This window comes from Streptomyces spiralis (assembly GCF_014654675.1).
GTDB lineage: Bacteria > Actinomycetota > Actinomycetes > Streptomycetales > Streptomycetaceae > Streptomyces > Streptomyces spiralis.
This window is the reverse complement of sequence record NZ_BNBC01000059.1, coordinates 1-10,081: the sequence shown is the minus strand read 5'-3', so window position 1 is coordinate 10,081 and position 10,081 is coordinate 1. Positions and strand designations below refer to the sequence as shown.

Annotated in this window: 12 protein-coding genes; 6 read left to right on the top strand and 6 right to left on the bottom strand. The window is 70.0% G+C overall.

The genetic code is table 11. From position 1 onward, the window contains the following. Positions 1–524 (bottom strand): RNA-guided endonuclease InsQ/TnpB family protein (locus IE318_RS45630; protein WP_229904039.1); only part of this gene is annotated, 524 nt, incomplete at its 3' end. 968 nt (positions 525–1,492) lie between these two features. On the opposite strand from IE318_RS45630, the gene IE318_RS38365 reads away from it, so the two are divergent. From IE318_RS38365 to IE318_RS38345, 5 genes are all read left to right on the top strand, one after another. Beyond that, positions 1,493–2,131 carry an SMI1/KNR4 family protein gene (locus IE318_RS38365; RefSeq protein ID WP_229904031.1) on the top strand — a complete coding sequence of 213 codons (639 nt, stop codon included), beginning with the start codon at positions 1,493–1,495 and terminating at the stop codon, positions 2,129–2,131. A 514-nt stretch (positions 2,132–2,645) separates the two neighbouring features. Further along, entirely contained in the window at positions 2,646–3,068 is a 423-nt protein-coding gene (locus IE318_RS38360; protein ID WP_189907538.1) for a hypothetical protein, read from the top strand. Positions 3,069–3,183: 115 nt separating this feature from the next. Next, a complete protein-coding gene (locus IE318_RS38355; RefSeq protein ID WP_189907537.1) occupies positions 3,184–4,947 on the top strand; it encodes a pyridoxal phosphate-dependent aminotransferase in 1,764 nt (587 codons plus the stop codon). Further along, positions 4,944–5,747 (top strand): phosphatidate cytidylyltransferase, encoded by an 804-nt coding sequence (locus IE318_RS38350; RefSeq protein ID WP_189907536.1) that lies wholly within the window; start codon positions 4,944–4,946, stop codon positions 5,745–5,747. The genes IE318_RS38355 and IE318_RS38350 overlap by 4 nt, the downstream gene beginning before the upstream one ends. A gap of 504 nt (positions 5,748–6,251) precedes the next feature. After that, positions 6,252–6,737 carry a hypothetical protein gene (locus tag IE318_RS38345; protein WP_189907535.1) on the top strand — a complete coding sequence of 162 codons (486 nt, stop codon included), beginning with the start codon at positions 6,252–6,254 and terminating at the stop codon, positions 6,735–6,737. 252 nt (positions 6,738–6,989) lie between these two features. On the opposite strand, the gene IE318_RS38340 is transcribed toward IE318_RS38345, so the two are convergent. Beyond that, positions 6,990–7,664, bottom strand: coding sequence for an NUDIX domain-containing protein (locus tag IE318_RS38340; RefSeq protein WP_189907534.1), 675 nt, complete (start codon positions 7,662–7,664; stop codon positions 6,990–6,992). Then, positions 7,661–8,044 (bottom strand): DUF4406 domain-containing protein, encoded by a 384-nt coding sequence (locus IE318_RS38335; protein WP_189907533.1) that lies wholly within the window; start codon positions 8,042–8,044, stop codon positions 7,661–7,663. Before IE318_RS38335 ends, IE318_RS38340 begins: the two co-directional genes overlap by 4 nt. A 48-nt stretch (positions 8,045–8,092) precedes the next feature. On the opposite strand from IE318_RS38335, the gene IE318_RS38330 reads away from it, so the two are divergent. Continuing rightward, positions 8,093–8,851 carry a DeoR/GlpR family DNA-binding transcription regulator gene (locus IE318_RS38330; RefSeq protein ID WP_189907532.1) on the top strand — a complete coding sequence of 253 codons (759 nt, stop codon included), beginning with the start codon at positions 8,093–8,095 and terminating at the stop codon, positions 8,849–8,851. A 277-nt stretch (positions 8,852–9,128) separates the two neighbouring features. Here IE318_RS38330 and IE318_RS38325 read toward each other — a convergent pair whose 3' ends face one another. The 3 genes from IE318_RS38325 to IE318_RS38315 form a co-directional block, all read right to left on the bottom strand. Continuing rightward, the gene (locus IE318_RS38325) at positions 9,129–9,308 is read right to left on the bottom strand and encodes a LexA family protein (protein ID WP_229904030.1); all 180 of its coding nucleotides are present in this window, start codon (positions 9,306–9,308) and stop codon (positions 9,129–9,131) included. Beyond that, the gene (locus IE318_RS38320; RefSeq protein WP_189907531.1) at positions 9,305–9,505 is read right to left on the bottom strand and encodes a DUF8825 domain-containing protein; all 201 of its coding nucleotides are present in this window, start codon (positions 9,503–9,505) and stop codon (positions 9,305–9,307) included. Before IE318_RS38320 ends, IE318_RS38325 begins: the two co-directional genes overlap by 4 nt. 297 nt (positions 9,506–9,802) lie before the next feature. Continuing rightward, positions 9,803–10,081, bottom strand: a 279-nt coding sequence (locus tag IE318_RS38315; RefSeq protein WP_189907530.1) for a substrate-binding domain-containing protein, incomplete at its 5' end; no start/stop codon positions are given.

Below are 10,081 nucleotides of genomic sequence, written 5' to 3'. Positions count from 1 at the left end.
ATGGTGTCCTCGCACAGCAGGGACACGAACCAGCGGCCCGCCGCGTCCCGGGACACCGTCACCGTGGACGGCTCCGCGCCCTCGGGCAGCGGACGCGACCAGCGGATGTCCAGCGGCTCCGCCATCTTCGCCAAAGTCAGTTGCCCGTCACACCACTTGAAGGCGCTGCGAGTGTACTCCGCCGACGCCCGGGACCTCTTCCGCGACTTGAAGCGCGGGTACTTGGCCCGCCTGGCGAAGAAGTTGGCGAACGCCGTCTGAAGATGCCTCAGCGCCTGCTGGAGCGGCACGGAGGACACCTCCGCCAGGAAGGCCAGTTCCTCGGTCTTCTTCCACTGCGTCAGCGCGGCCGACGACTCCACGTACGAGAGACGGCGCTGCTCGCCGTACCAGGCCCGCGTGCGCTCCTGAAGCGCCTTGTTGTACACGAGGCGGACGCAGCCGAACGTGCGCGACAGCTCAGCTGCCTGCTCGTCGGTGGGGTAAAAGCGGTACTTGAAAGCCCGCTTGACCTGCTGCGGGATGTCTCACCTTCTATCAGCTTCCATGTGAGTGGGGGTCGGCCGGTGGCTGCAGACGCCGAATCGCCCTGGCGGCGATTCGCCTTTCCCTGCCCTGCTCCGCAGGAGCTTCGTTTCTCCCCCGCAAGCGGGAGGTACCCCCACCCCAGCCTGAAGGCTGGGGTATCCACGAAGGAGATCTGATGAACGTCTGGACCCGCATCAAGCTTGCCGAGGGCGCGATGCCGGGCCCGGCGGATTGAGGGGCTTCCGCTGCTCCGTTCAGCGACGGGAGTCGATGCCCTACCCGCCGTCCCGGCCGGCACCTGGCGTGGCGCGATGAGTTCGCGGGCCCGGAACGGTCTACCCCAGTGATGAACGGATCAGACTGCTCACCGCAAAGGCGACGGAAGATCGCCACCAAGAGGACGGCACAGTGCCCAAACGTTTGGGCAGGGTGACCTGCGACCTCTCGATGTCCGTCGACGGGTACTCGGCCGGGCTCAACCAGACCGAGCAGCGGTCAGACCATTGACCAGGGCCGGTGGTTGTAGGGGGGGGCGTTGAGCCAACGGTCGAGGGTGTGTGGGCTGGACAGCGCGTGGATCGGGATGCGCTGACGCGCCCGGGTCAGGACTGTGGCGCACACGTCCGTCGGGGTCAGGAGTGGGTGCCGCGGTGCAGGACGGGCAACTTTGATCTTCGCGCTCTGCGGCTGCGGACGGTGCGGTTCCTGCACGCCGGCATCGGTGACGTACAGAGCGGCGCCGTGCGCCGCGGCGCCGTGGACGAGGCATGCCCGTCCGCCGCTGTCAGCACCGTGCACCCTCAGGGCCCGCCTCGTGGCACCGGCCGTCGCCACTTGCCCAGGCCCCATGTCCGCGTACTCGTTGGCGTGCTCAGGCAGATGCGGATGACCGTGGCCGGCTCCACGTCCAGCAACGTAGAACGTTGACGGATCTGGGGATGCCGCGTGGTGCGAGAATCCAGACGTGTCCGAGGAACTGTCGCGCTGGTATCGAGGCCGCCTGGTCATGGGGCCGTTCAGGCCGCTCGAGGTCGGTGAGTTCGAAGATCTCGAACGGGAGATCGGGCTGTCTCTGCCGTCTTCCTATCGCTCTTTCCTGGAGGCAGCGAGTGGGGGAAGCCTCCCGTATTCGGTTCGTGTGCCGGCATGTGAACCGGAGCCGTTCCAGGGGTTCGACGACCTCTACCAGCTCGGCCGCGACGAGGATGGCGAATACGGCTGGGGCACCTTGGTCGGCGAGTACCGCCGAAGCCGTGACGGGGGGCTCGCCAAGGAGGTCCCGCTCGCCGGCCTTCTCCCGATCGCCCGGAACGGGGGCAGCGACACCCTGTTCCTGGACCTGAACCAAGCCACCCACGGCCAGCTCCATGCCTTCGTGCAGGGCATCCCTCACCCCGGATACCTGTCGAAGGGTGTCTTCACCAAGGTCGCCGACGATTTCGATGCCTACCTCGACAGGCTTGTCATCGACCCCGATCTCGCGGAGGACACCTGGGCCGACGTCGCCGACCGTGACTCCACCGACCCTTGGCGGCGGACCGTCGAGGAATGGCTCGACAAGGAACTGCCGGGCTGGCGTGCCGAGTCGTGGGCAGTGGCTTGAGTTCCCAGTCCAGGTGATTGACCAAGCGACATCGGTACGACATCGGTGTCGCATTCCATGGCGGCAAGGCGCGTACACAGAGAAGACACCCGCCGTGGCGGGGCTCTACGGGCTCTCAGGGGTACTGCGTGCTACCAGCGGTCGTTCATCTGCCACCATCCCGGCTTCAACTTCGGGAGCCGCCCAGCGGCGTGTGAGCGGTGCCGGTCGTTCTGCCCCTCTGGGCGCGTCACGCAAGTACGGCTTCAACGCCTTGGCTTCCAACGCCGCACGGGCGGCGGCCCTTGAGGGGCTTCGACCCGACAGAACCCTTCGGCGCTCGGGGCCCCCAGCGCAGGGGCGACAGAACTTCGTACACCTCGATCCACGGCGAACACGCGCCCAGGGGCGGCAACCGGCAGCTCAAACGCGCGATGTTCCTCTCGGCGTTCGCCGCCCTCCACGATCCCGCCTCCCGCACCTAATACGATAAATGCCGGGCCCGCGGGAAGACTCACACCAGAGGCAGCTCGGCATGACCTACCGCACTGTCCAACGTCTTGCCGACGCCGCGACGCCAGAAGAGCTCTTCACCGGTCAGTGGCAGAACCGGACCTCCGTCCTCGACGAGTGCAAGCCCTACCTCGACGACCGCTGGAACCAAGGCTGCACCAACGCCTGGAAACTCTGGGAGGAGATCGTGCCGCTCGGCTACAGGGGCAGCTACGGACGCGTTCGCGCCTACCTGCACAAGAAGCGGACTTGGCCGCGGCTGGTGACGGCCGGACCGCCCTCGCCCCGGGCCGTCGCGGGATGGATCCTCCGCCGTCCGGAGAGTCTCGCTGAGGCGGAAACGCTCCAGCTCAAGACCGTCCGAGCCCACTGCCCCGAACTCGACGCGCTCACCCGGCACGTTCGGCGCCGGTGGTTCGGCACCTGCCCATGGACTCGGCCCTGACCTGGACCGCTTCCAACCCATCCGCTGTCCGGCTGAGTACGCGTACTCAGGTGCCGTCTGCCGGACTCCTCCATGCTGGGGCATGAACGCCGGACCGTCTCAGGGGAACATATGCATGGATCACGCCCTGCAGCTGCGCACTGCCACGCCTCGGGATCACGACTGGATCCAGGAACTGCGCCACCGTGTGTACGCGGAGGAGCTCGGCCAGCATCCGGTGGATCCGTCGGGAAGGCTGAGTGACGGACTCGACGGCGACAACGTCTATCTCGTGGCCGCGCGAGGCGAAACGCGGATCGGCTTCGTCAGCCTCACCCCGCCGTGGGTCGGCCGCTACTCCCTCGACAAGTACCTGACGCGCGAGGAGCTGCCGGTCCTGACTGAGGAGGCGCCGTTCGAGATCCGCGTCCTGACCGTCGAGGAGCACTGGCGGTCCACCGCGGCGGCGCCACTCCTCATGTACGCGGCGCTGCGCTGGGTCGCGGCGCGGGGCGGCCGCCGGGTGGTGGCGATGGGACGCACGGAGCTGCTCGACATGTACCTCGCCGCCGGGCTGCGGCCGGTCGGGCGCACGGTCCGCTCGGGCGCGGTCTCGTTCGAGGTCCTCAGCGGCTCCGTGGCCGATCTGACAAAAACGGTCGTGGAGCGCCACGGCCGGATCCTGGAGCGGCTGCGGACGGGCCTCGACTGGCGGCTCGACGTGCCCTTCGCGCCGCGTGCGGACGGCTGTGAGCACGGCGGGGCGTTCTTCTCGGCGATCGGCACCGATTTCCGGACCCTGACCCGCCGTCACGAGGTGGTCGCGGCGGATGTGCTGGACGCCTGGTTTCCGCCGTCCCCAGGGGTTCGCACGGTCCTGTCGGAGGATCCTGGGTGGGCGGCCCGGACCTCGCCGCCGACGGGCGCGGAGGGACTGCTCGCGGAGATCGCCAGGGTCCGCGGGCTGCCGGTGGACTCGCTGGTCGTCGGGGCGGGCTCGTCCGATCTGATCTTCCGCGCGTTCGGCCGGTGGCTGACGCCGGAGAGCCGGGTGCTCCTGCTCGAGCCGGGCTACGGGGAGTACGCCCATGTCACCGAGCGGGTGATCGGCTGCCGGGTCGACCGGCTCCAGCTGAGCCGGGAGGACGGCTGGCTGCTCGACCCGGCCCGGCTCGCTGCCGCGACGGGCGACGGACGGTACGACCTCGTGGTGGTGGTCAACCCGAACAACCCGACCGGCCGGCACGCCCCGGCCGACGCGCTGCGCGCGGTGATCGAGGCCTCGCCCGTGCGGACCCGGTGGTGGATCGACGAGGCGTACCTGGGGTATGTCGATCCGGCGGACTCGCTTGCCGGGCTCGCCTCGGTCGACGCCCGGGTCGCAGTCTGCACCTCGCTGTCGAAGATGTACGCGCTGTCGGGGATGCGGGCCGCGTACCTGGTGGCCGGTCCAGAGACGGCCGGGGAGCTGCGACGCTGGACGCCGCCGTGGCCCCTGAGCTTGCCGGCCCAGCTGGCTGCCGTGACGGCGCTGCGCGACCCCGCGTACTACGCGGAGCGCTGGGCCCGTACCCATGTGCTGCGCCGGGGACTGGCGTACGACCTCGAGGAGTTGGACGGGTTCTCCTCGGTCGACGAGGGGGTGGCGAACTTCCTCACGGTGACCCTGCCGCCGGACGGACCGAGCGCGGCGCGGCTGGTGCGCGAGTGCCGGCGCCACGACGTGTTCCTGCGTGACCTGTCGCCGATGTCCCCGGCGTACGAGGGGCGGACCGTCCGGATCGCCGTCCGCGACACGGCGGAGAACGCCCGGATCGTGGCGGCGTGCCAGAGAGCCCTGGACGCGCTGCGCACGCCGGCCGCAATGGTCTCGGGCGCGCCGGGGTGGGCCGCCCGGTGACGACGGTCGCCGGTCTCGTGCCGTACCTCGGCGGGGCACTGGCGGTCGGAGGCGTCGCGGTGGCGGCGACCCGGCGCCGTGAACTGCTGGTCCGCTGGTGCGTGTGGGCGCTCGGAGTGCCCCTGGTGACCGCCGCGTTCTGGCTCGGTCCACCGGGGATCGCGGTGCTCGCGGCCGTGGTCGGTGTGGTCGCGGTGGCGGAGTTCGGCGGGCTGCTCCGCCTGGGTCCGGTGGACCGGGGGGTGCTGGACGCGGCGATTGTCGGACTCGTCCTCACCGCCTGGCTGGCCCCCGGGGAGGTGCTCCGGGTGGCGGCGGCCGGGGCGCTTGCGATCGCCGGGGTGCCGTTGCTCTCGGGCGACGCGGAGCACGGACTCCGCCGCCTGGGGGCGGGCCTGCTGGGGCTCGTGTGGCTGGGCGCCCTGGCCGGCCTCGTATCGTCCGGCGCCATCGGCCTCGTCCTGTTCGTGGCCGTGTCGATCGCCGACATCGTCGCGTACGCGGCGGGTCGCCGTCTCGGCGGCCCCCGGCTCTCCCCGCTGTCGCCCGCCAAGCGGTGGAGCGGCACGCTGGCCGGGGCCGCGGCCGGTCTCCTCACGCTGACCGTGCTGTCCTCCCTGACGTGGCAGACGGCGGTGGCCGTGGCGGTCGGCGGCCCGCTCGGGGACCTGCTGGAGTCGATGGTCAAGCGGGGCGCCCGCGCCAAGGACGCCGGCCGGTGGCTGCCCGGCTCCGGCGGCATCCTCGACCGGATCGACTCCCTCCTCGTCGCTCTGGCGGTGCTATTGGTGCTGGAGTGAGCCACGGGGCGGTGGCTTCGTACGCGGCAAGCGGCCTTGGCTCAACTTCTGTGACGCGGCCACTCTGAGTGACCGCCAGGCTCCCTCGAGCCGTACGCGAAGTCACCCGAAAACTGCTCACGGGATTCGTTCACGGCGCGCTGCCGGCTGCGGGCGCCACCGCCGTGTTCGCGCGCCAGCCGGGCGGCGAGCCCGCGGCTGTATCCGCCGGCCTCCCGCAGCGCCGCCAACGCCACCCTCACCGCCTGCTCCCGCTGTTCACGTCCGGGGCCGCCCCAGTCGAAGCCGGGGTGCAACTGACGGTTGTGATCGACGACGGGGGCGGTTGCCGTGGATGAGGCTTACCGTTCCATTTGAGCCTGGCGGCGGCCGGCCGCCTGGTGGTGCGGGGCTGGTGGGGGAGCGGGGAGACCGCCCGCCGCAAGTCCACGTCGTGGGTGTCTCTATGTGGTTCGTCAAGGTAATCGGGCTGCGTTCGGGTGGCGGGGCAGGCAGCATGGCGGGATGCCGGATCTGCTGTGGGACGACGTCAGGAACTTCTTTGACCCTGACTTGATGGGTGCTCTGCCGGATGTTTCCGTGGCGGGCACCTCAGTGGAGGACTGGCAGGCGGTGTTCGATCTGGTCCGGTCGAGCGGTTGGGCGTGGGAGTACTCGGAGGGCAGCGTCGCCGGGGCGCTGCGTCCTGCGGTGGAGGTGCTGACGCGTCCCGCCGATGCCGAGACGGTCGATCTGCGGGTCTGGCCGGTCCCAGGCGTGCTGGCAATCTTCCGTCCGATGGTTGCCGAGGAGATCGACTTCGATGTCGACCTTCGCGAGCTGCAGGGCCAGGAAGGAGTGGATGTCCTGTGTCGGTTTTTGGCCGTGGTGGGCCGTCGGCTGGGCAAGCCGGTGGTCATGACGGCCGAAGGCGATTACGAAAACCCGGTGTTCAGGTTCGATCCCGCGGCCGACCGCGTGGTGCTGATGGCGGGCCCGCAACTCATCTGACCGCCGCCGCGGCCGGCCGGGACTCGTAGAAAGTCCCCTCGCGGAGCATCGCGAACAGCATGCTGATGCCGTGGCGGGCAAGGGGACGACGATCACTTTCGGGCAGTTGCCGGCAGCCCTCCCAGCCGTCAGCCATCACTCAGCGTGCACGGACCACAGAAGTCGAGCCAGAACCCCACTTCGGGAGGCACCTGAGCCGTCCCGGAAATCGAACGCTCTGCCTTCCTGGGCGTATCTGGCGAAGGCGGACTTTCAGACGTTCTGCTGTCGGGCGAAGGGCCCGTACAGGGCTGCCCATTGCAGGAGCAGGATGGTCTTGCCGTCGGTGATGCGTCCGTCGCGGGTCATGGCGAGGGCCTCGGCAAAGGGAAGTTCGAGGACTTCGATGTCCTCGCCCTCTTCTTCGAGTCCTCCGCCCGTGCCGGTCCGATCGGCCGGGGTGTAGGGGGCGGCGAAGAAGTGGAGGCGCTCGGTGACGGAGCCCGGGCTCATGTAGGCGTCGAGCACGTGGGTGAGCGGGCCGAGTCTGACGCCGAGTTCCTCGGCGCTCTCGCGGCGGATCGCGGTGTGCGGGTCTGCCTCGTCGAGCAGTCCGGCCGCCGCCTCGATGAGCATGCCGTCGGGGTGGCCGTTCACGTAGGCCGGGTAGCGGAACTGGCGGGTGAGCAGGACGCAGTTGCGTTCGGTGTCGTAGGGCAGGACGACGGCGCCGTTGCCGCGGTCGTAGGTCTCGCGCTGCTGGGTCTCCCACCGTCCGTCGCGGCGCCGGTAGTCGAAGGTGGTGCGGCGCAGGACGTGCCAGCCCTGGGAGGTGAGTTCGACGTCGCGTATCCGGACATCGGGGTTGCGGTCGAGGTCGCGTCCGGCGAGGTGGAGACCGGTGCGTCCGCGGTGATCGGGGGTGTCGACACCCGGGCGGCTGGTCACATGGTCTCCTGCGGGGTGCGGCGCGGAATCTCGGCGACGTCGTGGTAGACGGGCAGGCCGCGGCGGCGGGCGGCGGCGACGTCCTGGTCGGCGCCGGCGGATTCGCCCGGCAGGCGCAGTACGGCGTCGCAGTGGGCGAGCAGCCGGTCGGCGGTCGGGTACAGCACCCGGTCGGCGAGGAGGTCGGTGGGGCCCGCGCCGGCGGAGCGGAGGACGGGCAGGGCGATCCACTCGCCGATCACGGGGAGATGGCCGGCCGCGAAGACGGGCCAGGTCGCGGTTTCCAGGCGGGCGAGGTTGGCGGCCATGGCCTGCGGATCGCCGCCGGTGCCGGAGCGGTAGGGGCCTGCGATGAGGATGAGCAGGGGCTTGTCGGTCATGGCGGCTAAGATACATGCAGAACCATGCAAGAACAGGAAGGAACGTGAATGCTGGCTGCTGAACGACGCGAGCACCTGCTCGATCTCCTCGCCCGCACGGGAAAGATCGTGGCCAAGGACGTCGCCGCCGACCTAGGCATCTCCGAGGACAGCGTGCGGCGTGACCTTCGTGATCTAGCCGCCGAGGGGTTGTGCCAAAGGGTGTACGGCGGCGCGCTGCCCGCGTCTCCCGCAGTGGTGGACTACGACGCCCGGCAAACGGTGGCCCCGGACGGCAAGCGGCAAGTCGCCTCGGTCGCCGCCGCACTGGTGCAGCCGGGCAGCTCGGTGATCCTCGACGGCGGCACCACCGCCCTCGCCGTAGCCCGAGCGCTCCCGAAGGATCTTGCCTGCACGGTGATCACCCACAGCCCGACGATCGCCACGGCCCTGATCGACCACCCGCGGGCGGAGCTCTTCCTCCTCGGGGGGCGCGTCTTTAAGCACTCGGCGGTCACCTGCGGCGCCGCCGCGGTCGAGGCCGCGCAGAACGTCTCCGCCGAACTGTGCCTGCTCGGCGTCACCGGCGTCCACCCCGAGGCCGGACTGACCACGGGAGACGCCGACGAGGCAGCGATGAAACGCGCCCTGGCCGCGCGCGCCGCGGACACCTACATCCTCGCCTCCTGCGAGAAGATCGGTACTGCCTCGCCGTATCGCGTCCTGCCGTGGGAGAAGATCACCGGGCTGATCACCGACGCCGATCCTCACGACACGGTCATCGGGCAACTCAAGACACTCGGAGTGGAGGTCCTCGTAGCTCAATGACAGCCGAATCCGGAATCTCGGACCGGCAGGGCCGCCCTCTGAGGTGCTGAGCCCGTAGCGAATCGAACAATCTCCACGCGCAGTGCATCCCGAAGTGGTGAACATCTGCTGTCCGTCCGTTGTGATGAACAGAGCCACTGGCGCGGGAGCCACGGGCCACCCCGACCACAGGCCGGACCACGGCAGGTCACAGCCTTGGGCAGCCAAGTGAGCCCGGCACTGACGGGTGCGGGTCAGTGGCCCAGGCGGCAGGTGCTCCAGCCCCGGCCGTCGCGGATCAGCGCGCCCGAGCGTTCCAAGTGGGCCAAGTGATAGGCGACCGATGCCGGCTGCGCATCCCGACGGCGTGGGCGAGCTGACGCACCGACGGTCCCTCACCTGTGTCTTCGATCCACCGCCGGATACAGCGCAGGATCTGTTCCTCCCGGTCGGTGAGGTGGTCCGGGCGCCGGTTCACCGCTGCCCCTGCAAGACGCGGGCCTGGCGGCACGGCTCGGTCCGGGCGGCCGGCACGCGGCCCGGACCGGTCCAGTAGGGGTTCCACCACAGCCGGACGGACAGCCACTGCAGCCGGCGGCGCAGCACGGTGGTCCGGGCCGGGTCGGGTACGGCTAGGGTCTGGTAGGTGCGGTGCCAGTCCGTCTGGAGCTGCATCAGGTCTGGGGGGAAAGTCGCGTGGCATCGCTGCGCATCGGCATGCAGTGCGGCCTGGTCGGTCGGCCCGGGATTGCACGGTTGCGCAGCCTCCAGCGTTCCAGCAGGCGAGCCGGCGCAACGGGCTCCAAGGGCGTCTGCCCAGCCGGTCGCGCAGACAGGGCGGGACTCTCCCACCCGCCACAGCAGCGCCCTGGGCAGGGAAGCGGCCCCTGCCCAGGGCGCTGCGTGCAGGGGCCGTCCACGCCCGCGGTCCTGTCACAGCGCAAGGGCACTCCGACGCTAAAACCCCCACGCTCAGGCCGACTTGCGTAGCACCAGACGCGTGGGAGTGACCACGGACGGCAGACCCTGGGAGCCATCTCCCTGGAGGGACTGGTGCGCGGTCCGGTTGCAGAGAAGTCGAGCCATCAGCCGCCCCATCTCCTCGATGTCCTGGTGCACCGTCGTGAGCGGCGGATCCGTGGTCTCGGCGATGGGGGTGAGATCGTCGAAGCCGACGACCGCCACATCCTGCGGCACCGTGCGCCCCCGTTCCCTCAAGATCCGCAGGGCACCGGAAGCCATCAGGTCCGA

What these genes read in the sequence shown, in the direction of transcription:
- IE318_RS38360 (WP_189907538.1), top strand. Translation starts at nt 2,646, where the DNA reads ATGACCTACCGCACTGTCCAACGTCTTGCCGACGCCGCGACGCCAGAA.
- IE318_RS38355 (WP_189907537.1), top strand. Translation starts at nt 3,184, where the DNA reads ATGGATCACGCCCTGCAGCTGCGCACTGCCACGCCTCGGGATCACGAC.
- IE318_RS38345 (WP_189907535.1), top strand. Translation starts at nt 6,252, where the DNA reads ATGCCGGATCTGCTGTGGGACGACGTCAGGAACTTCTTTGACCCTGAC.
- IE318_RS38335 (WP_189907533.1), bottom strand. Translation starts at nt 8,044, where the DNA reads ATGACCGACAAGCCCCTGCTCATCCTCATCGCAGGCCCCTACCGCTCC.
- IE318_RS38330 (WP_189907532.1), top strand. Translation starts at nt 8,093, where the DNA reads ATGCTGGCTGCTGAACGACGCGAGCACCTGCTCGATCTCCTCGCCCGC.
- IE318_RS38320 (WP_189907531.1), bottom strand. Translation starts at nt 9,505, where the DNA reads ATGCAGCTCCAGACGGACTGGCACCGCACCTACCAGACCCTAGCCGTA.